This is a genomic window from Rhodoferax sp. (assembly GCF_018063565.1).
GTDB lineage: Bacteria > Pseudomonadota > Gammaproteobacteria > Burkholderiales > Burkholderiaceae_C > Rhodoferax.
In genome coordinates this window covers 1-26,642 of the sequence record NZ_JAGPBB010000006.1, presented here as the reverse complement: position 1 = coordinate 26,642, position 26,642 = coordinate 1, and the positions used below count along the sequence as shown (strand labels likewise).

Annotated in this window: 24 protein-coding genes; 11 read left to right on the top strand and 13 right to left on the bottom strand. The window is 57.4% G+C overall.

All coding sequences use genetic code 11. The annotated features are described in order from the left end of the window. Positions 1-40 precede the first annotated feature (40 nt). From pyrH to rpsB, 3 genes are all read right to left on the bottom strand, one after another. Positions 41-763, bottom strand: coding sequence for a UMP kinase (gene pyrH / locus KBF66_RS02705; RefSeq protein WP_296651829.1), 723 nt, complete (start codon positions 761-763; stop codon positions 41-43). Between the two features lie 57 nt (positions 764-820). Next, positions 821-1,741 carry a translation elongation factor Ts gene (gene tsf, locus KBF66_RS02700; RefSeq protein WP_296651826.1) on the bottom strand — a complete coding sequence of 307 codons (921 nt, stop codon included), beginning with the start codon at positions 1,739-1,741 and terminating at the stop codon, positions 821-823. A gap of 87 nt (positions 1,742-1,828) precedes the next feature. Then, positions 1,829-2,581 carry a 30S ribosomal protein S2 gene (gene rpsB / locus KBF66_RS02695; protein ID WP_296651823.1) on the bottom strand — a complete coding sequence of 251 codons (753 nt, stop codon included), beginning with the start codon at positions 2,579-2,581 and terminating at the stop codon, positions 1,829-1,831. A 307-nt stretch (positions 2,582-2,888) separates the two neighbouring features. Between rpsB and KBF66_RS02690 the strand changes: the two genes are divergently transcribed. From KBF66_RS02690 to fabI, 4 genes are all read left to right on the top strand, one after another. Then, positions 2,889-3,740, top strand: a complete 852-nt coding sequence (locus tag KBF66_RS02690; RefSeq protein WP_296651818.1) for an HDOD domain-containing protein — start codon at positions 2,889-2,891, stop codon at positions 3,738-3,740. 10 nt (positions 3,741-3,750) lie between these two features. Beyond that, positions 3,751-4,638 (top strand): MBL fold metallo-hydrolase, encoded by an 888-nt coding sequence (locus tag KBF66_RS02685; RefSeq protein ID WP_296651816.1) that lies wholly within the window; start codon positions 3,751-3,753, stop codon positions 4,636-4,638. A 3-nt stretch (positions 4,639-4,641) separates the two neighbouring features. Continuing rightward, positions 4,642-6,132, top strand: coding sequence for an NAD(P)H-hydrate dehydratase (locus KBF66_RS02680; protein WP_296651813.1), 1,491 nt, complete (start codon positions 4,642-4,644; stop codon positions 6,130-6,132). A gap of 193 nt (positions 6,133-6,325) precedes the next feature. Beyond that, positions 6,326-7,117: an enoyl-ACP reductase FabI gene (fabI, locus tag KBF66_RS02675; RefSeq protein ID WP_296651809.1), complete on the top strand. Its 792-nt coding sequence runs from the start codon at positions 6,326-6,328 to the stop codon at positions 7,115-7,117. A gap of 70 nt (positions 7,118-7,187) precedes the next feature. Here fabI and KBF66_RS02670 read toward each other — a convergent pair whose 3' ends face one another. Continuing rightward, the gene (locus KBF66_RS02670) at positions 7,188-9,476 is read right to left on the bottom strand and encodes an arginine/lysine/ornithine decarboxylase (RefSeq protein ID WP_296651805.1); all 2,289 of its coding nucleotides are present in this window, start codon (positions 9,474-9,476) and stop codon (positions 7,188-7,190) included. A gap of 131 nt (positions 9,477-9,607) precedes the next feature. On the opposite strand from KBF66_RS02670, the gene KBF66_RS02665 reads away from it, so the two are divergent. Both KBF66_RS02665 and KBF66_RS02660 read left to right on the top strand, forming a co-directional pair. Next, positions 9,608-10,042, top strand: coding sequence for an NfeD family protein (locus KBF66_RS02665; protein ID WP_296651803.1), 435 nt, complete (start codon positions 9,608-9,610; stop codon positions 10,040-10,042). A gap of 15 nt (positions 10,043-10,057) precedes the next feature. Then, positions 10,058-10,975 carry a stomatin-like protein gene (locus tag KBF66_RS02660; RefSeq protein WP_296651801.1) on the top strand — a complete coding sequence of 306 codons (918 nt, stop codon included), beginning with the start codon at positions 10,058-10,060 and terminating at the stop codon, positions 10,973-10,975. A gap of 68 nt (positions 10,976-11,043) precedes the next feature. On the opposite strand, the gene KBF66_RS02655 is transcribed toward KBF66_RS02660, so the two are convergent. Together KBF66_RS02655 and murJ are read right to left on the bottom strand one after the other, a co-directional pair. Continuing rightward, positions 11,044-11,895: a transglutaminase-like domain-containing protein gene (locus KBF66_RS02655; protein ID WP_296651799.1), complete on the bottom strand. Its 852-nt coding sequence runs from the start codon at positions 11,893-11,895 to the stop codon at positions 11,044-11,046. A gap of 14 nt (positions 11,896-11,909) precedes the next feature. Then, positions 11,910-13,469, bottom strand: a complete 1,560-nt coding sequence (murJ, locus tag KBF66_RS02650) for a murein biosynthesis integral membrane protein MurJ (RefSeq protein ID WP_296651797.1) — start codon at positions 13,467-13,469, stop codon at positions 11,910-11,912. 108 nt (positions 13,470-13,577) lie between these two features. Between murJ and rpsT the strand changes: the two genes are divergently transcribed. Then, positions 13,578-13,877: a 30S ribosomal protein S20 gene (gene rpsT / locus KBF66_RS02645; protein ID WP_296651795.1), complete on the top strand. Its 300-nt coding sequence runs from the start codon at positions 13,578-13,580 to the stop codon at positions 13,875-13,877. A 123-nt stretch (positions 13,878-14,000) separates the two neighbouring features. On the opposite strand, the gene KBF66_RS02640 is transcribed toward rpsT, so the two are convergent. After that, entirely contained in the window at positions 14,001-14,306 is a 306-nt protein-coding gene (locus KBF66_RS02640; protein WP_296651792.1) for a DUF3579 domain-containing protein, read from the bottom strand. A gap of 203 nt (positions 14,307-14,509) precedes the next feature. Between KBF66_RS02640 and KBF66_RS02635 the strand changes: the two genes are divergently transcribed. The 3 genes from KBF66_RS02635 to KBF66_RS02625 are packed head-to-tail and all read left to right on the top strand — an operon-like array spanning position 14,510 to position 16,917. Further along, positions 14,510-15,730, top strand: a complete 1,221-nt coding sequence (locus KBF66_RS02635; RefSeq protein WP_296651789.1) for an aspartate aminotransferase family protein — start codon at positions 14,510-14,512, stop codon at positions 15,728-15,730. 50 nt (positions 15,731-15,780) lie between these two features. Further along, on the top strand, positions 15,781-16,701 hold the full coding sequence (argF, locus tag KBF66_RS02630; protein ID WP_296651950.1) for an ornithine carbamoyltransferase: 921 nt from the start codon (positions 15,781-15,783) through the stop codon (positions 16,699-16,701). Positions 16,702-16,725: 24 nt separating this feature from the next. Continuing rightward, entirely contained in the window at positions 16,726-16,917 is a 192-nt protein-coding gene (locus tag KBF66_RS02625) for a hypothetical protein (protein WP_296651785.1), read from the top strand. A gap of 22 nt (positions 16,918-16,939) precedes the next feature. Here the strand turns inward: KBF66_RS02625 and KBF66_RS02620 are convergent, their stop codons facing one another. The 6 genes from KBF66_RS02620 to KBF66_RS02595 all read right to left on the bottom strand — a co-directional run bounded on the left by KBF66_RS02620 (position 16,940) and on the right by KBF66_RS02595 (position 25,498). Beyond that, positions 16,940-17,185, bottom strand: a complete 246-nt coding sequence (locus KBF66_RS02620) for a hypothetical protein (RefSeq protein WP_296651782.1) — start codon at positions 17,183-17,185, stop codon at positions 16,940-16,942. A gap of 1 nt (position 17,186) precedes the next feature. Further along, positions 17,187-19,067 (bottom strand): ferrous iron transporter B, encoded by a 1,881-nt coding sequence (locus KBF66_RS02615; RefSeq protein WP_296651779.1) that lies wholly within the window; start codon positions 19,065-19,067, stop codon positions 17,187-17,189. Between the two features lies 1 nt (position 19,068). Beyond that, a complete protein-coding gene (locus KBF66_RS02610; RefSeq protein WP_296651776.1) occupies positions 19,069-19,377 on the bottom strand; it encodes a FeoA family protein in 309 nt (102 codons plus the stop codon). 148 nt (positions 19,378-19,525) lie between these two features. Next, positions 19,526-20,719 carry an FAD-dependent monooxygenase gene (locus tag KBF66_RS02605; RefSeq protein ID WP_296651773.1) on the bottom strand — a complete coding sequence of 398 codons (1,194 nt, stop codon included), beginning with the start codon at positions 20,717-20,719 and terminating at the stop codon, positions 19,526-19,528. Between the two features lie 258 nt (positions 20,720-20,977). Further along, on the bottom strand, positions 20,978-24,910 hold the full coding sequence (gene hrpA / locus KBF66_RS02600; RefSeq protein ID WP_296651770.1) for an ATP-dependent RNA helicase HrpA: 3,933 nt from the start codon (positions 24,908-24,910) through the stop codon (positions 20,978-20,980). A 264-nt stretch (positions 24,911-25,174) separates the two neighbouring features. Continuing rightward, positions 25,175-25,498, bottom strand: a complete 324-nt coding sequence (locus KBF66_RS02595; protein ID WP_296651767.1) for a hypothetical protein — start codon at positions 25,496-25,498, stop codon at positions 25,175-25,177. 483 nt (positions 25,499-25,981) lie between these two features. On the opposite strand from KBF66_RS02595, the gene KBF66_RS02590 reads away from it, so the two are divergent. Then, positions 25,982-26,642, top strand: a 661-nt coding sequence (locus tag KBF66_RS02590; RefSeq protein WP_296651764.1) for a hypothetical protein, incomplete at its 3' end; no start/stop codon positions are given.

Here is a 26,642-nt window from a genome sequence, read left to right as displayed (position 1 = left end):
CGGGTTCAATGCGCTCGTGACAGGATCGATTTTGACACGCTCAGGCGTAGACCAAGGTGCCCTCGTCCTCACCCATCACCACCCGCTTCAGCGCGCCGTGCTTAAAAATCGAAAAAACCTTGACCGGAAGTTTCTGGTCGCGACACAAGGCAAAGGCCGTCGCATCCATGATGCCCAGGTTCTTGGCCATGGCCTCATCAAACGAAATTTTGCTGTAACGGGTTGCAGACAGGTCTTTCTTTGGGTCCGCGCTATAAACGCCATCCACCTTCGTGGCTTTCAAGACCACCTGAGCCCCGATCTCCGCACCGCGCAGCGCGGCCGCGGTGTCCGTGGTGAAAAACGGGTTTCCAGTACCGGCAGCAAAAATCACGACCTTTCCTTCTTCCAGATACTGCAAAGCCTTGGGGCGCACATATGGCTCAACCACCTGCTCGATGGCGATGGCCGACATGACACGGGCGGTCAGACCTGCCTTGTTCATGGTATCTCCCAATGCCAGCGCGTTCATCACGGTGGCAAGCATTCCCATGTAGTCCGCAGTTGCTCGATCCATACCGACAGATCCACCCGCGACGCCTCGGAAGATATTGCCACCGCCTATCACCACGGCCACCTCGACACCCAACTGCGTCACATCAACGATCTCGTTGACCATACGAACAATGGTGTCACGGTTGATGCCAAAACTGTCATCCCCCATCAGGGCCTCACCCGACAGCTTGAGCAGAATTCGCTGGTACGCTGGTGTGGCTTCGGTCATGTAATTCTCCTGAGATGATGCCAATTGAGTGATTTCGACGCGGCGCCAGGCAGCCTTTCAGCTGGCCTTTTGCGCGGCGGCAACCTGAGCGGCAACTTCAGCGGCAAAGTCGTCCACTTTCTTCTCAATGCCTTCACCCACCACGTACAGAGTGAACGCCTTCACGGTCGTATTGGCCGCCTTGAGCATCTGCTCGACCGTTTGTTTGTCATTTTTGACGAATGACTGGTTCAGCAAAGAGACTTCTTTGAGGTACTTTTGCACGCCGCCTTCCACACGTTTGGCCACAATCTCTGCGGATTGCACCGGTTTGCCAGCCGCTGTTGCGACGGCGGCATCTTCCGCGGCTTTGGCGGCGGCGACCGAGCGCTCGCGCGCCACCAGTTCAGCCGGCACGTCGTCGCTTGACAAGGCCACCGGCTTCATGGCGGCAACATGCATCGCGACGTCCTTGGCAGCGATCTCGTCGCCCGCATACTCCACTACGACGCCGATGCGTGTCCCATGCAAGTAAGAAGCCAACTGACCTCCGGAAAACCGCTTGAAGCGGCGAAAGCTCATGTTCTCACCAATTTTGCCAATCAGGCCCTTGCGCACGTCTTCCAGTGTCGGGCCAAAACCCTCCTGGCTGTACTCACACGCGCCCAATGCCGCCACATCGGCCGGGTTGTACTTGGCCACCAGAGACGCTGCGGCATTGGCCAGAGCAAGAAAGCTGTCGTTCTTGGTGACAAAATCAGTTTCACAATTCACTTCCAGCAGCGCACCAACACCAGCATCAAAGCTGTAGGTCACAACACCTTCTGCCGTCACACGGCTGGCTGCCTTGCCCGCCTTGCTACCCAATTTGACCCGCAGAATTTCTTCAGCCTTGGCCATATCGCCGTCGGCCTCGGTCAGGGCCCGTTTGCACTCCATCATGGGCGCATCAGTCTTGCCACGCAGTTCAGCCACCATGCTTGCGGTAATTGCAGCCATTTCAAATCTCCGAATTCAGTACAGTTGGTAAAAATAAAACTAAAAAAAAGGGGCAACGAAGCCCCCTTTGGTGGGGTTGAAAACTGCTTAGGCAGTGGCCTCATCCACTTCGACAAATTCGTCAGCACTGTCAGCGGCAACAGCCTTGACAACATCGTCGATGGCGTTGGCGCGACCTTCAAGAATGGCGTCGGCGATGCCTCGGGCATACAGCGTCACAGCCTTGGAAGAGTCATCATTGCCAGGAATCACGTAATCAATTCCTTCCGGCGAGTGATTCGAATCCACCACGGCAATCAACGGAATACCAAGCTTCTTGGCTTCGGCCACGGCAATCTTGTGATAGCCCACATCAATCAGAAAAATCGCGTCCGGCAAGACACTCATGTCCTGAATGCCGCCGATGTCTTTTTCGAGTTTTTCCAACTCACGTGCAAACATCAACTGCTCTTTTTTGCTCATGCTGTCCAGACCAGCTTCTTGCTGAGTCTTCATGTCCTTCAGACGTTTGATGGATGTCTTGACCGTCTTGAAGTTGGTCAACATGCCACCGAGCCAGCGCTGATCCACATAAGGAACGCCGGCACGCTGTGCCTCGGCGGCAACTGTCTCGCGCGCCTGGCGTTTGGTACCGACCATCAGGACCGTGCCGCGCTTGGCCGAAATCTGGCGCACAAACTTGGCGGCATCCTGGAACATCGGCAGCGATTTTTCCAGGTTGATGATGTGAATTTTGTTGCGATGCCCAAAAATGAAAGGGGCCATCTTGGGATTCCAGAAGCGTGTCTGATGCCCAAAATGGACACCGGCTTCCAGCATTTCGCGCATGGTAATTGCCATATCTAACTCCAAAGGTTATGTCTAAAATCCAGTTCGTTTTGTGTTTGAGCAATTGCCATCCGGCCACTGTCAAACCCAACACCTTGAGGAAACTGGTTTGCGATTGACTTTGTTAGGCGTCATTCCTGCGATTGAGTCCAACAAAGCCAATCAAGTATAACAGGTCCCGCCCCAAACCCAATAGGCTTGGGCAATGCCAACAGAGTGGTTTACCATGCGCTCGGGACCGTCCAGCAATTGGCAACTTTTTTTCGTTCGAGAAATAGGGAATACTGAGAACTTCAAGCTGCAGAGACCAAGAACCAACATGTCCGCGTTGTCTCCCGAACTCTCACTCAAACTCGCCAGCGCGGTCGATGGGATGCCTGCGTTTCCGAAAAGTGTGGAAAAAATTCTGGAACTCACACGTGATGTGAGTTGTACGCCGCGGGATCTGGTTCAAGTGATTGACAAGGATCCGGTTGTAACGGTCAAGATTCTCAAGGTGGTGAACTCCGCCTATTACAGTTTGCCCAAGCAGATTACATCCATCAGTCATGCCGTGGTGTATCTGGGTTTTAACACCATCAAGAATCTTGCATTGAGTATTGCAGCCATTGGCATGCTGCCCAAGCACAACGCTGCTGGATTCGACGTTGATCAGTACTTGTTGCATTCACTGTCGACGGCAGGAATTGCCAAACAGTTGGCCAGTCGACTGGACGACGCCGATCCAATGGACTGCTTCATCGGCGGTCTGTTGCACGATTTTGGCAAGGTTGTGCTTGCGCAATTCCTGCCAATTGAATTCAAACGGGCACTCGACCAAAGCCAACGGGATGGCTCGTCGCTACACATGGCGTTGCGCGAGATCATTGGTGCAGATCACGCCGTGGTCGGCGCCATGCTGGTTGAAAAATGGCGGTTTGCGCCAACGCTGATTGACACCATCGCGCATCAATACGACACCGAGCGCCAGAATTCGGATTTGCTGGCCTGCGTCTACACGGCAAACCAGATCAGCAAACAGCTGCGATTCGGATTTGGTGGCAACCCGTGTATCCATGTGCTACCGCCGGAAATAAGCAAAAAAATGGATGGATCGCTTGAAGAGGTGATTGCCTCATTGGGCGATCTGAATACGGTCTTTGAGAGCGCCAAGCTGTTCGCTCGAATCTAACAGGCAACAAATGAAAGTCAAGTTTTGGGGAGTACGGGGATCAATTGCTTCGCCGGGTCCAGCCACAACGAAGTATGGCGGAAACACGACCTGCATCGAAGTTCGTACCGACAGCAATGAACTGATCATTTTGGATGCCGGCACAGGTATTTTTCCTTTGTCGCAGTCTTTGCTGGCAGAGTTGCCGGTGACGGCGCATGTGCTGATCACCCACTCACATTGGGATCACATTCAGGGTTTGCCATTTTTTGTACCCAACTTCATTCCAGGAAATACGCTCAGGCTGTACGGCGCCTTTGACCCAGTCACCGGCAAAGGCGTGGAGCATGTGATGTCGGTCCAGCTTCAGTACAGCTATTTCCCGGTCCGCGAGGCGGAAATGAAGGCCAGCATTGAATACTGCACCCTAAAGCCCGGCGAGAGCGTACAGATCGGGTCAGCCCGGATCACTGCTTACCTGATGAATCATCCGGTCATAAACTTAGGCTACCGAATCGAGGCCAACGGAAAATCGCTTTTTTTTACCGGCGATCACGAGCCGCCGCTGAATATCTACGAACAGACGGATCCGGAGTTTGCCGAGTATCAGACGTTTCTGGACGAAAAGTCAGCAGAGATCTCAGGTGCCATGGCCGGTGTGGATGTGCTGATCGCCGATTGCTCCTACACAAGAACCGAATACCCGGCAAAGAAAGGCTGGGGGCACGGCACTTTTGACTCGAGCATTCAATATGCCAGACGCGCGGGCGCCAAAATGCTGTTTTGCACACACCACGAACCCACCCGAAGCGACGGTGCCCTGGAGGCCGTCTTCAGTCAGGCGCTGCTGGAGAATCCGCGCCGAAGCGGCGACCCGGAAATTCGTCTCGCCAAAGAAGGTGACAGTTTTGAGTTTTGAAACGTGATTCGCGTCACGCCTGGCACTGCATGGCCACTCTACACAACGGCGCAAACTCGCCATATTGAAGATCTGGCGATCCGTCTGTTGCCGGTCAATACTCTGATGCAGCGTGCCGGTGCAGCGTGTGCCCGGCTGGCGATGGCCGTCGCGCCGCATGCCCATCACATCTGGATTGCCTGTGGGCCAGGCAACAATGGCGGAGACGGACTGGAGACCGCTGTCCAGTTGGCGCGCTTGGGCAAATTCGCGACAGTCACATGGCTGGGTGATCCAACGCATTTGCCGCCTGACAGTGCGCTGGCCCACCAGCGTGCTGTGGCTGCGGGTGTGCAGTTTGTTGCCGGACCAACCAGTGACTGTGATTTGTGCGTTGATGCGCTGCTGGGCATTGGTGGCATGGCACGTCAGCCTCCTTCGCGGATGGTCGAGTTGATCGAACATCTCAATGGCGCGCAATGTCCGGTACTGGCCATTGATGTGCCGAGCGGACTGCACTCGGACACCGGCGCTGCACCTTACCGGCCTGTACAGGCCAGCTATACGCTGAGCTTGTTGACACTGAAACCTGGGTTGTTCATGGGTGCGGGTCGAGATGCCAGCGGTGAAGTCTGGTTCGACGATCTGGACGTTTCTGGATCCAACAGTCCCCCTTGCGCGAAACTGCTCGCGGTGCCCGCACCACCGCAGAGGCGACACCAGTCCCACAAAGGTTGTTTTGGTGATGTTGCCGTGGTTGGTGGTGCCAAAGGCATGTCTGGCGCAGCGATTCTTGCGGCGAGCGCAGCCCTGCATGGCGGCGCAGGACGCGTCTTTGTCTGCTTGCTCGACGAGCCAGTCTTCCCGGTAGACATGACTCTGCCGGAGCTGATGTTTCGGTCTTCACCAGCACTGGATTTCTCCGGGATGACCGTGGTATGTGGTTGTGGTGCCGGCGATTCGATCAAGTCTCAACTGGCATCGCTGATCACGACAGCGGCGAGATTGGTGATTGATGCCGACGGCATCAACGCATTGGTCGGTGACGCTCAGTTGCTGGATTCATTGCAACGCCGAGCCGCCACTGCTGCACCAACCGTGCTGACACCTCACCCGCTCGAGGCGGCCAGACTCTTGGGATGCTCGGCAGCGCAGATACAAGCAGATCGATTGGCCGCAGCAAAAGCCCTGACCGAGAAAACCGGATGTGTTGTTGTCCTGAAAGGGTCTGGCACGGTGATTGCCGATACTGCCGGGCAGATGGCCATTAATCCCACGGGCAATGGCCGACTGGCAACAGCGGGCACCGGCGATGTGCTGGCCGGTATGGTAGGGGCTAGCTTGGCTGGTGGCCTGAATGCCTTTGATGCGGCCTGCCACAGCGTCTACCGGCATGGAGCGCTCGCTGATCAATGGCCTGCACATTGTCCCTTGACTGCCAATGCTTTGGCACGCCTTGGGCACGGGGTCGATTCGGGCGGTGCAGGTCGGGTTTTGTGCGCGATCGAGAGGTAAAGAATTCGTGCCAACCGATCATTGGGCCGTACACCGACGCAGTTTCACAACGCCGACGCGTGAGACAATTCTGCAGTTCCTGCTTTGGTGGCGACCTGGTTGCGTGTCCCCACCATCAAGTGTCCATTTTTTCGTGCGAAATGCGACTTGTGGCCGCTGAGCATTTGACAGTTGAAAATTATTGAGGTTGTATATGGGTTTTCTGACAGGGAAAAAACTTCTGATCACTGGCGTCTTGTCCAATCGATCCATTGCCTATGGGATCGCTAAGGCATGCCACGCTCAGGGCGCTGAATTGGCTTTCAGCTATGTCGGTGAACGGTTTAAAGACCGCATTACCGAGTTTGCAGCGGATTTCGGGTCGACCTTGATCTTTGATTGCGATGTCGCCGACGATGCTCAGATAGACAACCTATTCAAGGAGTTGTCGGTTCATTGGCCACAGTTCGACGGTTTTGTTCACAGTATCGGCTTTGCCCCCCGCGAAGCCATTGCCGGCAATTTTTTGGATGGTCTGACGCGAGAGAATTTCCGCATTGCGCACGACATCAGCGCCTACAGTTTTCCCGCCATGGCCAAGGCCGCCCTGCCCTACCTGAGCAGCACCGCGTCGCTGCTGACCCTCACCTACCTGGGCGGCGTGCGGGTGGTACCAAGTTACAACACCATGGGATTGGCCAAGGCGTCACTGGAGTCATCAGTACGATACTTGGCGGACGCCGTGGGTGCGAGGGGCATTCGGGTCAATGGACTCAGCGCCGGTGCCATCAAGACACTCGCGGCCAGTGGCATCAAGGATTTCGGTAAGTTGCTCGGTATTTCGGCAGCAGCCTCACCCCTCAAGCGCAATGTCACCATTGACGAGGTCGGCAATGTGGCCGCCTTTCTGCTCAGCGATCTGGCGTCCGGCATGACCGGGCAGATCTCCTATGTTGATTGCGGCGTCAGCCAAACGGCCGTGGCCGTCGTCGAGACCGGAAATTGAGGCATAAATGCCTCAACCCCTTGCTTTAAAATGGATGGTTGCTCACTACTATATAGCAATGAGCGTTTCTTCACGGCTTGACACAATCGGCAAAGTAACGCACCTTGCCATCCACTGAAACTTCTTCAACCAGACCATGGATATCGGTTTCAAAGCCAGGGCACTGTGCGTTGAACTCTCGTGAAAACTTCAGGTAATCCACAATTTTCCGGTTGAATACCTCGCCAGGAATCAGCAACGGTATACCTGGCGGGTAAGGCGTAACCAAACCCACAGTAACGCGACCTTCGAGATGGTCTATTTCGACGCGTTCGGTTTTCCTGAGGGCGATGTGAGCATAAGCATCACTGGGCTTCATGGCGGGCGACAGGTCACTTAAATACATTTCAGTGGTCAGGCGCGCAATGTCATACTTGGCGTAGAGTTGGTGCACATGCTGGCACAGGTCGGCCAGGCCCATGTTTTCGTAGCGCGGATACTTCTGGCAAAACTCGGGCAACACCCGCCACATCGGCTGGTTTTTGTCGTAGTCGTCCTTGAACTGTTGCAAGGCGGTGAGCATGGTGTTCCAGCGGCCCTTGGTGATGCCGATGGTGAACATGATGAAAAAGCTGTAAAGGCCGGTTTTTTCGACCACCACGCCGTGCTCAGCCAAAAACTTGGTGACCACCGAGGCCGGAATGCCGGTCTTGGCAAACTTGCCGTTCAGATCCAGCCCCGGCGTGACGATGGTCGACTTGATGGGGTCGAGCATGTTGAAGCCGGTGGCCATCTTGCCAAAGCCGTGCCAGTTACCACCACCCTTGTTGCTACGCGACTCGCCACGCAGGATCCAGTCGTTGGCGCGGCCAATGCCCTCTTCGGCCAGGCTGTCGGGGCCCCAAACCTTGAACCACCAGTCGGCGCCGTATTCGTCGTCCACCTTGCGCATGGCGCGGCGAAAGTCCAGCGCTTCGGCGATGCTTTCTTCGACCAGCGCGGTGCCCCCAGGGGGCTCCATCATCGCTGCCGCCACATCACAGCTGGCAATGATGCTGTACTGCGGGCTGGTGCTGGTGTGCATCAGGTACGCCTCGTTGAACAAGTGCTTGTCCAGCTTGACGGTTTGCGAGTCCTGCACCAGCACATGGCTGGCCTGGCTGATACCGGCGAGTAGTTTGTGGATGGACTGGGTGCTGTACACCACCGCCTCTTTGGGGCGCACCCGGTGCTTGCCCATGGCGTGGTAGGTGCCATAAAACGGGTGAAAGGCAGCGTGAGGCAGCCAGGCCTCGTCAAAATGCAGGTTGTCCACATAACCATCAAGCATGGTCTTGATGGTTTGCGTGTTGTAGAGCACGCCGTCGTAGGTGGACTGGGTCAGCGTCATCACCCGGGGCTTGATTTGCGCCACATCGACGTTTGGCAGATGCGTCTTGACCAGCGGGTTATTGGCAATTTTGGCCTTGATGGCGGCAGGCTCAAACTCGTGCTTGGGAATCGGGCCAATGATGCCAAAGTGGTTGCGCGTGGGCTTCAAGAACACCGGAATTGCGCCGGTCATGATGATGGCGTGCAGGATGGACTTGTGGCAGTTGCGATCCACCACCACCACGTCGTTGGGTGCCACCGTGTGGTGCCAGACCATCTTGTTGCTGGTGGAGGTGCCGTTGGTGACAAAAAAGCAATGGTCGGCGTTGAAGATGCGCGCCGCGTTGCGCTCACTCTTGCCAATCGCGCCGTCGTGGTCGAGCAACTGGCCCAACTCCTCCACGGCATTGCAGACGTCGGCCCGCAGCATGTTTTCGCCGTAAAACTGGTGGTACATCTGCCCCACCGGACTTTTCAGGAAGGCCACCCCCCCTGAGTGTCCCGGGCAGTGCCAGGAGTACGAGCCATCCTCTGCATAGTCCAACAGTGCCTTGAAGAACGGGGGCTGCACACCTTCGAGGTAACTCTTGGCTTCACGAATGATGTGGCGCGAGACAAACTCGGGCGTGTCCTCAAACATATGGATAAAACCATGCAACTCACGCAGGATGTCGTTGGGCAGGTGACGTGAGGTTTTGGTCTCACCATAGACATAAATCGGCACGTCCAGGTTCTTGCGCCGCACTTCTTCAATAAAGTGGCGCAGGTTCAGCACCGCCGGATCCAGATCAGGGCCAGGTGTGAACTCTTCATCGTCAATCGACAAAATGAAAGCACTGGCACGGCTCTGCTGCTGGGCAAACTGGCTCAAATCACCATAACTGGTGACGCCCAATACTTCAAAACCCTCGGACTCAATGGCCTGTGCCAGTGCACGGATGCTCAGACCGGAGGCATTTTCGGAGCGGAAATCTTCGTCAATAATGATGATGGGAAAGCGAAATTTCATAAACAGCTCCAACAGTGCTGGTTAAATCTGGAAAATTGGCGCGAAGTGTAAGGACTAAAGGAGCATAGTTGCGCCATACGACTCGGATTGGTCTGAAAATACAACGCATCGAGTGTTAAGGAATTTTTGACATGGGAGATTCGACCCTTTGGTGGCTGGCTGCTGGTGCGCTGATCGCCGTGGAGCTTGTCACTGGCACCTTTTACCTGCTGATGCTCTCAACCGGGCTGGTGGCTGCGGCGATCTCGGCGCATTTGGGACTGACCGCAAGCTGGCAGTGGGTCGTGGCCGCGGTCGTGGGAGGCAGCTCTGTGTTGGTGTGGTGGCGCATCAAACGCAGTCGCCCCGGCCCCGCCCCTGCCTCGGCCAACCACGATGTCAATATGGACGTTGGCGCTGCCGTGCATGTGACTGCCTGGCGCAAGGATGGTACCTGTAGCGTCAAGTACCGCGGTGCTCAGTGGGACGCCGAACTGGCCGCCGGTGAAGTGGCGGCCACCGGCAGCTTCATCGTGGCTGAGGTCATTGGTAGTCGCCTGATCCTCAAGCAACACACCACCTCGTAACCCCTGGAGAAAAACATGGAAATTGCACTGGTTCTTTTTGTGATTGCGGTGATTTTTGTCACTCGCGCCGTCAAGGTGGTGCCGCAGCAACATGCCTGGGTGGTGGAGCGCTTGGGAAAATACAACGGCACCCTCACCCCTGGGTTGAACTTTTTGATGCCTTTTGTCGACAAGGTGGCCTACAAGCACCTGCTCAAGGAGATTCCGCTCGACATCCCGAGCCAGGTTTGCATCACCCGCGACAATACCCAGCTACAGGTCGACGGCATTCTTTATTTTCAGGTGACCGACGCGATGCGGGCCAGCTATGGGTCCAGCAACTACATCACGGCGATTTCCCAATTGGCACAAACCACGTTGCGCTCAGTGATCGGCAAGCTGGAACTCGACAAGACCTTTGAGGAGCGTGACATCATCAACGCGCAGGTGGTGCAAGCCATAGATGAAGCCGCACTGAATTGGGGCGTGAAGGTGCTGCGCTACGAGATCAAGGACTTGACGCCACCCAAAGAAATTTTGCATGCCATGCAACAGCAAATCACCGCCGAGCGCGAAAAACGGGCGCTGATTGCCGCATCCGAAGGGCGCAGGCAAGAGCAAATCAACATTGCCACCGGTGAGCGTGAAGCCTTCATTGCCCGCTCGGAGGGTGAAAAGCAGGCGGCGATCAACAACGCACAAGGTGAGGCGGCTTCGATTCTGGCGGTGGCTGAAGCCAATGCCCAGGCGATTGAGCGGGTGGCAGCCGCGATACGCCAACCGGGGGGGGAGCAGGCCGTGCAATTGAAGGTGGCCGAGCGCGCCATGGACGCCTATGGCCGCGTGGCCGCGGATGCCAGCACCACACTGATCGTACCGAGCAATATGACCGAAGTATCGGCACTCATCTCTTCGGCCATGAAGATGGTTCAAGCCAGCAAAACGGCCAGCTGATCAGGGTGCCGCTTCAAGCAGCCAAAGCAATTGCCTCGTTGCAAACCCGCCCAACGGTATTGACAGGCTCAATGCAGGGCCCGACGCAATTGCGCCACCCGGGCTGACAATGCGGTCCGGTCGGCGGTTTCACCCGTATTGGCAAGATAAGTTTCGAGATCTTCCAGCGCGTGCCCGGCGCGCCCTGCCTCTGCGTGGGCCAAGCCACGATCTCGGTACTCGGACCACATTTGTGGCAACAGCACCACCAGCCGGTCCTGCACTGCAATCAAACGCGACCAATCTTCCTGTGCCGCATGAATCTCCTTCAGGTTACGCAACATGCGTGCAATGATCTCGCGTGGCGACGCAGCCTGGAGATACAAACCCAATGGCACATCCCGCGCCTCCAACCAGCCGTCGGCCTGACGGTAGGGCTCGAGCCGCTCGGCAAGGTCCTCCCGCCCCAAAGACTGGCCTGTCAGCGGATCGATGATGACCTGACCTTCCTTCAGATTCACTTTGACCAAAAAATAGCCTGGAAAAGAAACTCCACGCGCATTCAGACCCAAACCCTGGGCCAGTTCCAGCCAGATCACCGCCATGGAAATAGGGATTGCCAGGCGTCTGCGCAAGACGATATGAATATAACTGTTGTCTGGATCACTGAAATGGTTGAAGTTGCCCGCAAAGTTCAGATCGCGATAGACAAACTGATTCAGGACACGCAGCCTGTGCAGGGCACCGGCATCCGCCGGCAGGCGACGTTTCAGACGCGCCAGCAATTGGTCCACTTCACCCAAAACCAGTTGCACACTCATCTCGGGGTACTCGTCCTGACCCAAACTGACAGCGGCCTCCAGCAGCGCAAAGTCAGCATCGCTATGAACAAGCGACGAGAAGTACTCCAGTGGTGTTGGGACGTTGAGCGAGAGATTCATGATCGGCATTATGTCTAACGCCGAACAAGTTGGTGCAGTTTCAGGCCGGCCGCCCAGATTGAAACAAAATATATAGCAACAGATCCAATCAAAATAAGCGCCAGAAGCCAAACTCTCTTGAAACGCTCGGCCCGCAACTCGATCCAGGCAAAGTGGCCATTGGCCCACATCAGGAACAGCGCCATCAAGGCGGAGGCCGCCAGTACCTGCAGCAAAAAGACGCCCCAGCCAGGCGCTGGGACAAACGTACGCCGGCGCATCAAGCCAAACAATAACCAAAGAGCATTGATGAGTGCACCCACGCCAATGGCCAAGGCCAACCCGGCATGTGACAAAAGTGGCACAAACACAAGGTTGAGTCCCTGCGTGGCCAGCAACACGGCAATTCCAATCAGTGCGGGGGTTTTGATGTCCTGGCTGGCAAAGTAACCCGGTGCCAACACCTTGATCGCGACCAAGCCCAGCAGTCCAACCCCGTACCCCACCAGCGCCGCAGTGGTCTGCGTCACATCTCGCGCCGTGATGGCGCCATTGTGAAAAAGTACCGACACCAGCGGCAAGGCAAAGGTCAACAAGGCCACAGAGGCTGGCACGGCCAGCAATACCACCAGCCGCAGCCCCCAATCGATCATGTTGGAAAACCGGACGCTATCGTTGGCCGCCTTGGCCGCCGCCAGCTGCGGCATCAGCACAACACCCAAAGCCACCCCGATCATCGCGGTGGGAAATTCCATCAGCAGACTGGCGCTGTTGAGCCAGCTGACCGATCCGATGGCCAAATGTGAAGCAATCTGGGTATTGATCAACAAGGAAATTTGCGAAACGCTGACACCCAGAAGCGCCGGCAACATCAAACTTGCTATCCTCTTTGTCGGCTCGAGCGACCACGCGGCGCGGGCCGGCCCCAGGCCAAGACGCACCCGTGGCAACAGACCCAGGCGCTTGAGCGCCCAGGCGACGGCCCCCAACTGGAGGATGCCACCCAACATTACCCCACCGGCCATGGCATAGATCGGCTCAATACCTAGGCGAGCAAACCAGGGGGCACCCAGCCAAGCGGCCGTGATCATGGCCAGGTTAAGCAGCACCGGTGTGGCCGCCGGCACGGCATAGCTTCGCCAGGTATTCAACACCCCCGCCCCCAATGCCACCAGCGACATACAGACAATGTAGGGGAACATCCAGCGGGTCATGATGACAGCGGCTTCAAATCCCTGCGGCGGCAACCCGCTGGCCATCAGGTACACCAGAATCGGTGCGCCCACGACACCCACCAACCCAACCAACAGCAAAACAGCCGTCAACAGCGTGGCCACCGCGTCAATCAAGACGTGTGTGGCGGCGTCACCTTCCTTCTCTTTGCAGGCGGCCAGCACTGGCACAAAGGCCTGGCTGAAGGCACCCTCGGCAAACATCCGGCGCAACATATTGGGAATGCGGAACGCCACCCAGAATGCATCGGTCATAACACTGACACCAAACGTCGACGCCATCAGCAAGTCACGTATCAGCCCGGTGATACGCGACAACAGGGTCAGCAAAGAGATGGTGGAGGCAGATTTGAAGAGACTCACGTCGCAAAGTGTAGCTGCGTCGTACCGTCATCGCGCTTAGACAAGTCTGTAACTGCTAGAATCATGGGCTTTGCTGACAACATCCACAGACTTTAAGGACTATTTATCATGGCATCTGGAAAACCCAAGAAAAAGAACCCGCGCCTGGCGTCGGGACGGAAACGCGTCCGCCAGGACATCAAAATCAATGCCGCGAATACATCGCTGCGCTCGCAATACCGCACCGCCGTCAAGAGCGTTGAGAAAGCCGTTCTGGCTGGCGACAAAGCCAAAGCCACCGAACTCTTTGGCAAGATGCAGGCGGTGGTTGACACCGTCGCTGACAAGGGCATCTTCCACAAAAACAAGGCTGCGCGCGACAAGAGCCGCCTGTCTACCAAGGTAAAAGCCTTGGCCGTCGCTGCCTGATTTTCAGGCAAACCGCACGAAATCCTGAGGGATCTGGATTTCGCCGTTTGTAACGGGTGCGCTGTCAGCAAAGAAAAAAGCCGTTCAGTTGAACGGCTTTTTTCTTGGGTGAATGCCCTGAACTCAGGGCTTTGGGGGCATTCCGTGCGACACCTGTAGTTCGTTGTCCTTGGCAAAGTTCATGCAAAAATCCCAGGCCATCACCTCGTGACCTTTGAGTTTTTCGTCAACGATGACACATTTGACGCCATGCACACTCGACGGAATGCACCAAGGTGAATAGGCAATGTGGCTACCGGGTCGATGTCGACCCGGACGAAACTGACTCATCACACCGGCCAGTCGCTCTGCCCAATCGCTGGGCCGAAAGGCACGCCCCTGTTGGGTAAGGCCCAGAATGTAGACTTTTTTTGCAGAGTGTGAAACCATCTTGTAGAGGTCCGTCAATAGGCGCTGGCGCGATGTTGCAACGCGTCATGAGTGTAGCGCAATCTTATGTCTTATACAAGACTTAGATGTCAGACTAAGCCTGCGCGGACTTGACCGCAGCGCAGCAGTCTAAAATACAAGCACTTCGGCTCAACCTGCATGCTCGCGTTGGGCCGCTTTGCTTTTTTAACCAGAGTGTTGACATGCCACCAGACAGTCCCTTCATTGAAGCCGCTTCGCCCCACGTCATGGACACCTACGGGCGTCTGCCCATCGCGTTGTCACACGGTCAGGGTTGTCGCGTCTGGGACGTCAATGGCAAGCAATACCTGGATGCGCTGGCAGGGATCGCCGTCAATACGCTGGGACACAACCACCCGAGATTGGTACCTGCCTTGCAGGACCAGCTGACCAAGATCATCCACAGTTGCAACTACTACCATGTGCCCCATCAGGAGGTGCTCGCCAAAAAGCTGGTCGAACTCTCTGGCATGAGCAAGGTTTTTTTCTGCTCAACCGGGCTGGAGGCCAACGAAGCCGCACTGAAACTAGCGCGCAAATTCGGCCACGACAAGGGCATTGACCGACCTGAAATTGTGGTCTACGAGAAAGCCTTTCATGGCCGGAGCATCGCCACACTGAGTGCCACCGGTAACCCCAAAATTCAGGCCGGGTTTGAGCCACTGGTCGAGGGCTTCATCCGTGTTCCGATCAACGATATGGCGTCGCTCATCACCGCGACCGACGGCAACCCGAACGTGGTAGCCGTATTTTTTGAAGCCATTCAGGGTGAGGGCGGCATCCATCCGATGCACCTGGACTATCTTCGTGAGTTGCGCGCACTCTGCAATGAACGCAACTGGCTGATGATGATTGACGAGGTGCAATGTGGCATGGGCCGCACCGGCAAATGGTTTGCCCATCAGTGGGCAGGCATCGTCCCCGACGTGATGCCGCTGGCCAAGGGGCTGGGCTCAGGTGTGCCGGTGGGGGCCGTCGTGGCCGGGCCAAAAGCCGCCCATATTTTCAAGCCTGGCAACCACGGCACCACCTTTGGTGGCAACCCGCTGGCCATGCGCGCGGGCGTCGAAACCATCCGCATCATGGAGACAGACGATTTACTGGCCAACGCCGCCGACGTGGGTGTGCACCTGAAAGCAGGTCTGAGTGCCGCGCTGGCGACCGAATTGGCAGACGGCAGCGTCAAGGAGATACGTGGTCAGGGTTTGATGCTTGGCATTGACCTGGCCAAACCTTGTGGCGCCCTCACCCAGCGTGCGGCGGATGCGGGTTTGCTCATCAGCGTTACGGCCGACACTGTGGTACGACTGGTGCCACCGTTGATCCTGACGCGTGCCGAAGCCGACGAGATCGTCGCTGTGTTGTGCCCGATGATCTCAGCCCTGTTAAAGGAAACAACGTGAATCCAGTTGAATTTGGTATCCCCAGCACCATTCCAAAAGGTGCACCCCCGGTGCGGCATTACCTGCAGTTTTCTGACCTCAACGCGGACGAGTACAGCTACTTGCTGGCGCGTGCCGCCTTCATTAAGGCCAAGTTCAAGACCTTCACCCGCCATCAGCCGCTGGTAGATCGGACCTTGGCCATGATTTTCGAAAAGGCCTCCACCCGAACGCGGGTAAGTTTTGAGGCTGGCATGTACCAGTTGGGCGGCAGTGTGGTGCACCTGACCACCGGCGACAGCCAGTTGGGCAGAGCAGAGCCCATTGAAGACAGCGCCCGCGTCATCAGTCGCATGGCCGATCTGGTGATGATCCGCACCTTTGAGCAAACCAAGATCGAGCGCTTTGCCGAGTACTCACGGGTACCGGTGATCAATGGCCTGACCAACGAATTTCATCCGTGCCAGATTTTGGCCGACATCTTCACCTACATCGAGCACCGTGGTCCGATCCAGGGCAAAACAGTGGCCTGGGTAGGCGATGGCAACAATATGGCCAACACCTGGCTGCAGGCGGCGTCACTGTTGGGTTTTAAAGTGAACTTCAGTACTCCGAGTGGCTACGAAGTGGATGAGAAAATAGCCTCTGGCCCAAATGGAATAAGCGTTGGAAGCTATGAAACTTTTAGCAATCCGCTGGATGCCTGCCGTGGTGCTGATTTGGTCACCACCGATGTCTGGACCAGCATGGGTTTTGAGGCCGAGAACGAGGTCCGCAAACAGGCATTTGCTGCCTGGCGTGTCAATACCGACATGATGGCGGTCGCCCAGCCCGAAGCTTTGTTCATGCACTGCCTGCCGGCGCACCGCGGCGAAGAGGTGGACGCCAACGTCATCGACGGCCCCCAAAGTGTGGTCTGGGACGAAGCAGAAAACCGCATGCACGTGCAAAAGGCCTTGATGGAGTATCTGATGTTGGGGAAAATCGCCTGAATTTTTTGACTCAAAGGCCCTCGGATGGACGACAAAAAATCACCCAAACTGTGGCTTACCGCGCTCAAACTCGCAGCAGGGGCGCTGGTCATCATCGTGCTGGTGGGCTTGGGGCTGTATTACTCCGCCAAGTACAGCACTTATGACCCGAAGGTCGAGGATTCCAGTCCGCAGTGGGGTATTAGCAAGGACTCACCGATTCGCAGCAACCGCTGAACACATCGGACCAAAAGAAAACTCAGGGTTTTCGCCAGAAATGGATGGGGTGTTCGCCACCCGAAGTCGACTCAGGCGTTTTTTTCAGAGCGGCATCATCACATTTGCCACATTGATCACAGGCATGACAAGCCGGTGGCAATGCCAGACGGCGGTGAAGCCAGCCCAAGCGCTGTCGATAGTGCCTGGGTAATACGTACCACACGCTGTAAAGCACCGCCACAACAACGATCAACAGCACCAGCCAGGTTTGCCAGTTCTCCTTCATCTCATCCGCCACTGAACGCCAGAGTTACCCGGTAAGTCACAAAACTGGCCAGATAGGCGAGACCAAATAGATACGACGCCATCAACAAGGGGTAGCGCCAGCCGTTGGTTTCGCGTTTGACCGCCACCAGGGTTGAAATGCACTGTGGCGCAAACACATACCAAACCAGCAAGGACAACGCGGTTGCCAGTGACCAACTGTGACTGATCAGTGGAACCAGTTGCGTTGCCACATCTTCACCGGTGGCCGCCAGCGCATACACGGTGCCTAGTGCACCCACCGCGACTTCTCTTGCCGCCATGCCCGGAACCAACGCAATGGCAATCTGCCAATTGAAACCGATTGGCGAAACCAGCCATTCCAGCGCGTGCCCCAAACGTCCGGCAAAACTATATTGGATGGCCGCACTAGTGGCCCCATCAGGCGGCGCTGGATAACTGGACAAGAACCACAACAGCACCATCAACGCCAGAATGATGCCCCCGACCCGCCGAATGAAGATGGCGGCCCGTTCATAAAGCCCGTGCGCCAAGCTGCGAAGGCTTGGCAAACGGTAAGAAGGCAATTCCATCACCAGGGGTGTCGGGCGTGCCAGGTTGCGCCAGCTCATGGCCACACCGGCCACCGCCATTGCCGACAGAATCCCCCCCATGTACAAGGCGAACATCACCAATCCCTGCAGATTGAAGACGCCCAACACACTGCGTTGCGGAATGAATGCGCCAATTAGCAAGGCATAAACCGGCAGACGAGCTGAGCAGGTCATCAGCGGAGCAATCAAGATCGTGATCAGTCGGTCCCGCCAATGGGTGATGGTTCGTGTCGCCATGATCCCGGGCACTGCACAGGCAAAGCTCGATAACAAAGGGATGAACGACCGGCCAGACAAACCGACGGTACCCATCACCCGGTCGAGCAAGAACGCGGCGCGCGGCAGATAGCCAGAGTCCTCCAGCACCAGAATGAAAAAAAACAGAATCAGAATTTGCGGCAGGAACACCAGCACACCACCGGCCCCGGCCAAGACACCGTCAACCAGCAGGCTTTTAAGTGGACCCTCTGCCAGATGGGTACCCAGCAACCCTCCAAGCCATTCAATCAATGCTTTGATGCCGTCCATTGGCCACACGGCCCAACTGAACACCGCCTGAAACATCAGAAACAGCGTCAGGCACAACAGCATCATGCCCCACAGGGGGTGCAGCGCCACTGCATCAATGGCATCGTCCGTATGCAAACTGTCGCGCGGCTCTTGCACCGTCAGCGCGATGATGCGCCTGACCTCCTGCTGTGTCACCATGACCTCAGCCACGCTCGAGCCGTGCCAGGCACTGGCAGGCGCAGCCAGAACTTGCGGTGTCACCTGATCCAGGTAAGCCAAAAGATCATGTGCGCCATCATGGCGGATACCCACCGTCTCGATGACCGGCATTGCCAATTCACGTGACAAGGCCTTGCGATCCACCAGAATGCCCTCACGCCAGGCCGAATCACACATATTGAGTGCCAGCACCATGGGCAGTCGCAAGGCGCGTGCCTCCAGCACAAGGCGCAAGTTCAGCCGCAGGTTAGTCGCATCCACCACACACACGATCAAGTCTGGCTGGGGCTCACGCGCCCCTTGCCCGGTGACCACGTCACGGGTGATCTGCTCGTCGGCGCTCATCGCATTGAGACTATAGGCACCGGGCAAATCCAGCACGGTGACTCGGCGTCCTGAGGCAGTGTGAAGTTGCCCCTCCTTGCGCTCGACTGTCACTCCGGCATAGTTAGCCACTTTCTGATGGCTTCCGGTCAGCAAATTGAATAATGCGGTCTTGCCGCAGTTTGGGTTGCCCAGCAAGGTCACCCGAAGTGGCGCGTCCGCAGAGGAAGACTTCATGTCACGCCTTGACACCTGCGCAGTCGCCTAGCGGGCATACCTGCACCAGCGCAGCCTCGTGCCGGCGCAAGGCGAAGGTCGAATGGCCAATGCGTACCGCCAACGGATCATGGCCAGGAACTCCATGTCCGATCACCCGCACCGATTCACCCGGCAAGAAGCCGATTTCCAGCAAGCGCAAGGCAACTTGCCGGTCCTGATCGTCTTCACAGCTGTTCATGCCAACCACCTCGGCCTGAATGTGACACGCCAGCTGGTGTAGTCCGATGGGTTGGCCGGCGCTTGAACGGGCCCGAATGGGAGAAGACATACATGCCGTTTAGATGAGAATAATTCTTATTGTAAACCAACCCAATGGCGATCGGGCGACAGTAAAGCTCGCACTTTAGCCGGAAATCGCGTCAACCCGGCCATCCGGACCAAATCGCACAAGCCAACGCCAGAGGCAGCTCAATCCGTCAAACTGCGACTGGCCCCCCGGCATACAGCCAGGGCTGATCCAGCAAGCGGGCACCCAGCAAACGCATCGCCGCATCGCGGCCAAAGCGCAGCACACCGGTGGCATGAAAAATGTCTCCGTTGCGAATGGCCCGCGCCTGCACCTGTGCGTTGCGCGGCCAGCGTTGCGTCGCGTAAACTTGCAACACCTGAGGCAACGTCAGATTCTCTTTGGGCCCAGTCGACAGCAGCTGCGCCAGGCAGGCGGCGTCCTCGATCGCCATGGCAGCACCCTGCGCCAGATACGGCACCATCGGATGGGCTGCATCCCCCAACAGAGCCACCCTGCCCTTTGCCAGCTGGTGAGCACCCGCCATGGGTGGCCGAATGCTCAAGGGCCACAGTCGCCAATGGCCAATGGCCTTGATCAGGTCGGACAGATCGGTAAACGTGGCGTTCATGGCGCGCTGCAAGTCCTGTGCGTTCGCGCTATGGTCCCAGCACGACATATCCCCCTGCGCCTTGCCATGCACAATGGCCACCACATTGAGCCATTCGCCACCCCGCACCGGATACTGCACCACATGCAGGCGCGGCCCCAACCAGGCCGTGACCTGTTGACTCCGCAGCGCCAGCGGCAAGTCGCTTTGCTGAACCATGGCCCGGTAAGCCAGGTGACCGGTAGGTTGCGGCAGACCGTCGGCCAGAACCTGTTGGCGGATGGCGCTAAATCCACCATCTGCCGCTACCAGCAGGTCGCCCGCGATGTCTGGTTCGCCAGTCAGTCGCAGCACCACCCCGTCCTCATTCTGTTGCACACCCTGCACGGTTGCCCCAAGATGCAACTGCGCTTGACCACGATCCTGCAGCGTTTTCACCAACAAACCGTGCAAATCAGCGCGGTGGACGGTGACGTACGGCGCGCCGTAGCGCTGGCGCACGACATCCCCCAGCGACAATGTGCCCAGCACACGCCCCGACAACGCGCTGCGCACCTGCAAACGCTGCGGAAAAGCCACAATCTGATCCAGCGCCTGTTGAAGGTCCCAGCCATACAACACCCGCATGGCATTGGGACCGAGCTGAATGCCGGCACCCACCTCGGAAAAAGCCTCGGCACGTTCGAACAACGACACCCTCACGCCGGCACGAGCACATGCCAGCGCAGCCGACAGTCCACCAATACCGCCGCCGGCAATCAGCACTTGAGTCATAAGACGTCTTTCAACATTTCACATCCGAGACCACATTGTCCGCATCCATGAATTCAGCAACCTGACAAAATCGTGGCGTGAACCTGTGGACCCCAAGCGCGCGCTGGCACTTGGACTGAGAGCCTCGGCGTCCCCAACCCTGGTGCCCGACCGGTGCGGTCCGAAGAAGCACCCCGCCCGGCCAAACCGGATTGGTGGCCTGCGGGTCGGCTCACTGAGGTTTTCCTACCCTGACAACATCCAACACAGCGCCCCATCTCACATCAACTGTGACCATGCCTTGTCCAGCCGCTTGATGCTCACCGGCTGCGGGGTGCGCAGTTCCTGGGCGAAGAAGCTCACGCGCAGTTCTTCCAGCAGCCATCGGAACTCTTGCAACCTCTCATCGACCACGCCTTTGCGCTCAGCCACCAGACGCCAGTAGCGCTGTTCCACTGGTTGCAGCTCTTTCAAACGCGCGCTGTCGCGTGCCGGGTCGGTTCGGTATTTGTCGAGCCGTGCGGCAATGGCCCTCTGGTAGCGCACCAGGTGCTGCAAACTGCCCCACGGGGTTACGCTGAGAAACTTCTTCGATATCAATCGTGATAGCTGCTGGGCAGCATCCGCCGTGGCGTCAGAGGCATTTTTGGTGTCCTTGATCTTGCGCGCGGCCACATGGTATTCGCTCAGAATCGTCGCGGCCAGGCGGGCGACTTCGGTGCAGATGAGCGTCAGCCGCCCTCGCCCCTCGTCCACGCGCTTTTTGAACGCGAATTCATCGGTCGGCAGCGGGTCGAGCAAAAAGGCACGCTCCAGCGCCACGCTGATGATCTGCTCGCGCAATTCTTCCAACGTCCCGCCGGTGCCGCTGCCATCCGGGTTTTTGCCAACCTGCATATAGGTCACCGCCATTTTCTGCAGGTCGGGAATATTTTTTTCAAGGTACTTGAGCGCATCTTTGATCTGCAACGAAAACAGGCGGCGCAGGCCGGCACGATGTTTGGCGGCGGCCACATCTGGTTCATCAAATACCTCGATCGTGACCGCGTCACCCATGTCCAGCAGCGCCGGGTAACCGATCAACGTTTGTCCGCCTTTTTGTATCTCCAGCAGCTCGGGCAGCTCGCCAAAGGTCCAGCTGGTGTGTGGGATACCCGCCGGGCGAACCTGGGGTGTCACGTCACGCATGATCTTTTCTGTCGCTGCTGATGCAGGTACTTCACGGACTGGCAGCTTGTTTTGCTTAAGCTCCCTGGAAGGATGTGCCGTCGTTTTTGCCATTTTTAGCCCTGCCAGCGCCTGAAATGCGCCGCGCGCCTGCGCGCCTAGCTCGGCCTTCAATGCACCCAGATTGCGACCATGCCCCAGCTGGCGGCCATGATCATCCACCACCCGGAAGTTCATGAAGAAATGGGGCTGCAGCATGTCCACCTTGATGTCGGCACGCACCACGTCCACAGCGGTGGCCAGGCGCACCAGTTTCAGCACGGCTTCAATCAATGAGCCATGGCCAAACAGCGCAGGCTCGTTGAGCTGGGCTGCCATCTTGCTGGCCGACTCGGGCAGAGGCACCAGGCGCGAGCGCGGGCGCTGGTGCAGGGTCTTGATCAGCGCCTGGATCTTGTCCTTCAGCATGCCGGGCACCAGCCACTCACAACGCTCTTCATTGACCTGATTCAATACAAAAATCGGTACCGTCACTGTCAAGCCATCCTTGGGATCACCCGGCTCGTGCAGGTAGGTGGCGACACAATCCACCCCGCCCAGTCGCACGGTTTTGGGGAAGGACTGGGTGGTGATGCCCGCCGCCTCATGGCGCATCAGCTCCTCACGCGTCAACAACAAGAGTTTGGGGTTGATGCGGGCCGCATCGCGGTACCAGGCCTCAAAACTGAAACCGCTACAGACGTCTGCGGGCAGTTGCTGGTCGTAAAAAGCGTAAATCAGCTCGTCGTCCACCAGCACATCCTGACGGCGCGCCTTGTGTTCCAGGTCTTCAACCTGCTGGATCAGCTTGTGATTGGCCGCCAGAAAAGGCAGCTTGGTCTCCCACTGGCCGCCTACCAGCGCCTCACGGATGAAAATCTCCCGCGCGCCCGCCAGATCCACCCGGCTGTAGTTGACGCGCCGGCCGCTGTAGATGACGATGCCGTACAGCGTGGCGCGCTCCAGCGCGTTCACCTCGGCCACCTTCTTTTCCCAGTGCGGGTCCAGCAGCTGTTTTTTCAACAGGTGCGCGCCGACCTGTTCCAGCCACTGCGGCTCTATGGCGGCGATGCCACGGCCAAACAGGCGCGTGGTTTCCACCAGCTCCGCGGCCACAATCCAGCGTCCCGGCTTTTTGACCAGGTGCGCGCCCGGATGCGGATAAAACTTGATGCTTCGCGCACCAAGGTATTCGCCGCCAGAGCCTTCGGTTTCGAGTTTGCAACCGATGTTGCCCAGCAGCCCAGCCAGCATGGCAAGGTGCAACTGTTCATAGCTGGCAGGCGTGGTGTTGATGCGCCACTTGTGCTCGGCCACCACCGTGTGCAGCTGGCTGTAAATGTCGCGCCACTCGCGCACCCGACGGATGCTGACAAAATTCTGCCGCAGCAGTTGCTCGTATTGGCGGTTGCTGAGTTTGTGCTGCCCTTCCCCACCTTTGGCCTCAGAGAGCCATTTCCAGAGCTTCAGGTAGCCACTGAACTCGCTCTTCTCATCATCAAATTTGGCATGCGCCTGATCGGCCTGTTGTTGCGCTTCCATCGGGCGGTCGCGCACGTCCTGAACGCTCAGCGCTGAGGCAATCACCAGCACCTCATCCAGCGCCTGGCGCGACCTCGCCTCCAGAATCATGCGTCCCACGCGGGGGTCCAGCGGCAGCCTGGCCAATTCGGCGCCCATCGCAGTCAGTTCATTGGCATCGTCGACTGCGCCCAGTTCATTGAGCAACTGGTAACCGTCGGCAATGGCACGGCCGGAAGGTTTTTCAAGAAACGGGAAGTCCTCCACCACGCCCAGGCGCAGCGACTTCATGCGCAAAATCACCCCGGCCAGTGACGAGCGCAGGATTTCAGGATCCGTGAACTTGGGGCGACCGACAAAGTCTTTCTCGTCATACAGCCGGATGCAAATGCCGTTGGCCACCCGGCCACAACGCCCGGCGCGCTGGTTGGCCGAGCTCTGGCTGATGGGTTCAACCAGCAGTTGCTCCACCTTGCTTCTGAAACTGTAGCGCTTCATGCGCGCGGTGCCTGCGTCAATGACGTATCGGATACCGGGTACGGTGAGTGAGGTTTCAGCCACATTGGTGGCCAGCACAATACGCCGACCGCTGTGGCCGTCAAAAATACGGTCCTGCTCGGCCTGACTCAGCCGGGCAAACAGCGGCAACACCTCGGTACCCCGCAACACCGGCTGATGACTCAGATGGCCGCGCAGGTGATCGGCGGCCTCGCGGATTTCACGCTCACCCGGTAAGAAAACCAGAATATCGCCACTGTTATGGATGTCACGCCAAAGCTCGTCCACCGCATCGGCAATCGCGTGGTTCAGGTCGTAGTCGCGCGCTTCTTCAAACGGGCGGTAACGCTGCTCCACCGGGAACATGCGCCCGGAGACCATGATGATGGGCGCTGGCCCCTTTTTTGAAGCGAAGTGGTCGGCAAAACGCTGGGCGTCAATGGTGGCTGAGGTCACCACCACTTTGAGGTCCGGGCGGCGCGGCAGGATCTGGCGCAGGTAGCCAAGCAAAAAGTCGATGTTCAGGCTGCGTTCATGCGCCTCGTCGATGATGATGGTGTCGTAGGCTTGCAACAGCGGATCGGTTTGTGTCTCGGCCAGCAAAATGCCGTCGGTCATCAGCTTGACGGATGCATCGCGGCCCAGCCGGTCCTGAAAGCGCACCTTGAAACCGACCACGTCACCCGGCGTGGTGTGGAGTTCTTCGGCAATCCGTTTGGCCACACTGCTGGCAGCAATTCGCCGTGGCTGCGTGTGGCCAATCAATTTGCCACGCGGAGCGGGTCGGCCATCGGACAGGATCCTGGGATAGTGGCACAGGCCGCGCCCCATCGCGAGGGCGATTTTGGGCAACTGGGTCGTTTTGCCCGAACCGGTTTCACCACAGACGATGATGACCTGGTGCTGGTCCATTGCCGCCATGATCTCTTGCCGTTTGGCAGAGACCGGCAGCGATTCGGGAAATTCGATTTTCAGAGGTGCAGACATGGGGTCGCCATTATCGAGGCTGCGTCCGCGCGCGGCTGAACGGTGCTAATTTCTTAGCCAAAATGGCATCAAGCGCTTTTACTTTATAGGTAGATAGCTATCTAATCGGGAGCATATCTCAGAGACCGAGTGGTGTGCTTAAGGTGTGGCTGGCAGGCGAGGTTCCGGGCCATTTGCCGCAAACCGTCAAGGCTGAAACACAGGCAGTCTGCCGGTCCGCTCAAAATCAAAGCCTAAATTCTGACCAAAACTCGGCCATTGCGGTTAGCTTTGATCGACCCGGATTTTTCCTTGTTGAAGATTGACCATGGAGTCGCCATCGAAAAGAATGCAGCGATCTTCAATGAAGTCAAACTCAATTTCCGTGTCAACGGCAAAATCAATGGCGCCAAACACCACCGACGTCAGCATGTGCTCTTTCAGCAACAGCTTGACCACCGTTTCCATGCCAGATGGCAGCGTGGAATAAACAAGAGCCCTGATCTTTCCGCCGGCGCCAATTTTCAGATACTCAGGGCGCACACCAAGCACCACTTTTTGATCGGCACGCACAGCAGCAGCGCCGACAGCTGTAAAGATGAAGTCCACACCTTTTGCCGCCACCCATCAGAAACAAAAAAGAGGGCGTAGAAATCGGTCGTGGCAAACCGCAAAATCACGGATAAGCACTTCAACCCCATCAAGTCCAGTATCGTACCCCTGAACAGCCAGCAAACCACCTATACCCCGGGCGAAGAGGGCCTCCTTGGCGAGGCCTCACCCGAATTCACCAGTCGGCAGGGTCATTTGAGGTGGGCCGCGCGCGACCGGGTTTGTAGGGCTTGGGTTTGTTTGCCGCTGCTGTTGATTGGACGACAGCAGGCGTAGCTGGTCCACCGCGGTTGGCCAAACCGCCAGGCGCGTTTCGATGCTGGCTCGCCCAAGAATATCGATGTTGCGAAAATCACAAGGGTTTCTACGTGGGTTAGTATTCAATCAAAGGTGTGATACTGATTTTGCGGCGGTTGAAATGCTAATCCGCTTTCCCAAGGCTCCACTGCGCAGGTAGCCCAACCCAAAGGAGAAATGAGTATGCCCGTCGCCGCTGAACTGCAGTATGAGACGCCCGTTCGTGAAATTGGTTATGTCCGCTTCAAAGTGAGCTTTGCGCAACAGCTGAATGTTGTCGCCACGGCCGATCAGTTCTCCACGGGATTTACGGATAGCCCGACGATCCAGCCAGGTGACGTGGCACGGCTGCTCGCGCAACCCGACAGCCGTGGCTTTGCATCAGCTCTTTTTGACTTCGCGAGCCCACGCCACACATTGCGAGTCAATGATTGGGCAACGCTGGGCGTGGTGTTGGACGTCGACTTCTGCTTCTTCAATGTGACGATTGCGGTGCCACCTGGCTTTTATGTTGAGGGGCGAGTCGGCTCGCAGACCGCGACTTCGAATTCGACGTGCACCTTGTCTTTCGGGCCAAGCCGTGCCGCCTGGATTGCTATCGGTATGCGCTTGGGGCCAGCATTTGGCAGTTTTGTCGGGCGCGTTGTCACGCCACTGGCGGCGCCGGGCGCTGCGCAGTCAACCCTGGGCGGGCTACTTGGCCCGATGCAATTCGCTGTTCCTCTCGGCATTGCAGTGCGAGACTTTGTCGTCGCTGTTTGCGCGGCGGCTCGTCAACGTGGCGTGCGCCGTGGGCAATTCAACGTGCTTGGCATGGCTTACGTTCGCGCCGTTTATGGCATGC

Excerpts from the sequence above, each read along its gene's own strand:
- KBF66_RS02660 (WP_296651801.1), top strand. The coding sequence starts at position 10,058 with ATGGAAATTGCACTGGTTCTTTTTGTGATTGCGGTGATTTTTGTCACT.
- KBF66_RS02685 (WP_296651816.1), top strand. The coding sequence starts at position 3,751 with ATGAAAGTCAAGTTTTGGGGAGTACGGGGATCAATTGCTTCGCCGGGT.
- tsf (WP_296651826.1), bottom strand. The coding sequence starts at position 1,741 with ATGGCTGCAATTACCGCAAGCATGGTGGCTGAACTGCGTGGCAAGACT.
- pyrH (WP_296651829.1), bottom strand. The coding sequence starts at position 763 with ATGACCGAAGCCACACCAGCGTACCAGCGAATTCTGCTCAAGCTGTCG.
- KBF66_RS02610 (WP_296651776.1), bottom strand. The coding sequence starts at position 19,377 with ATGTCTTCTCCCATTCGGGCCCGTTCAAGCGCCGGCCAACCCATCGGA.
- KBF66_RS02665 (WP_296651803.1), top strand. The coding sequence starts at position 9,608 with ATGGGAGATTCGACCCTTTGGTGGCTGGCTGCTGGTGCGCTGATCGCC.
- KBF66_RS02635 (WP_296651789.1), top strand. The coding sequence starts at position 14,510 with ATGCCACCAGACAGTCCCTTCATTGAAGCCGCTTCGCCCCACGTCATG.
- KBF66_RS02670 (WP_296651805.1), bottom strand. The coding sequence starts at position 9,476 with ATGAAATTTCGCTTTCCCATCATCATTATTGACGAAGATTTCCGCTCC.
- KBF66_RS02605 (WP_296651773.1), bottom strand. The coding sequence starts at position 20,719 with ATGACTCAAGTGCTGATTGCCGGCGGCGGTATTGGTGGACTGTCGGCT.
- KBF66_RS02655 (WP_296651799.1), bottom strand. The coding sequence starts at position 11,895 with ATGAATCTCTCGCTCAACGTCCCAACACCACTGGAGTACTTCTCGTCG.
- rpsT (WP_296651795.1), top strand. The coding sequence starts at position 13,578 with ATGGCATCTGGAAAACCCAAGAAAAAGAACCCGCGCCTGGCGTCGGGA.
- fabI (WP_296651809.1), top strand. The coding sequence starts at position 6,326 with ATGGGTTTTCTGACAGGGAAAAAACTTCTGATCACTGGCGTCTTGTCC.
- KBF66_RS02690 (WP_296651818.1), top strand. The coding sequence starts at position 2,889 with ATGTCCGCGTTGTCTCCCGAACTCTCACTCAAACTCGCCAGCGCGGTC.
- rpsB (WP_296651823.1), bottom strand. The coding sequence starts at position 2,581 with ATGGCAATTACCATGCGCGAAATGCTGGAAGCCGGTGTCCATTTTGGG.
- KBF66_RS02625 (WP_296651785.1), top strand. The coding sequence starts at position 16,726 with ATGGACGACAAAAAATCACCCAAACTGTGGCTTACCGCGCTCAAACTC.
- hrpA (WP_296651770.1), bottom strand. The coding sequence starts at position 24,910 with ATGTCTGCACCTCTGAAAATCGAATTTCCCGAATCGCTGCCGGTCTCT.
- KBF66_RS02640 (WP_296651792.1), bottom strand. The coding sequence starts at position 14,306 with ATGGTTTCACACTCTGCAAAAAAAGTCTACATTCTGGGCCTTACCCAA.
- KBF66_RS02615 (WP_296651779.1), bottom strand. The coding sequence starts at position 19,067 with ATGAAGTCTTCCTCTGCGGACGCGCCACTTCGGGTGACCTTGCTGGGC.
- KBF66_RS02620 (WP_296651782.1), bottom strand. The coding sequence starts at position 17,185 with ATGAAGGAGAACTGGCAAACCTGGCTGGTGCTGTTGATCGTTGTTGTG.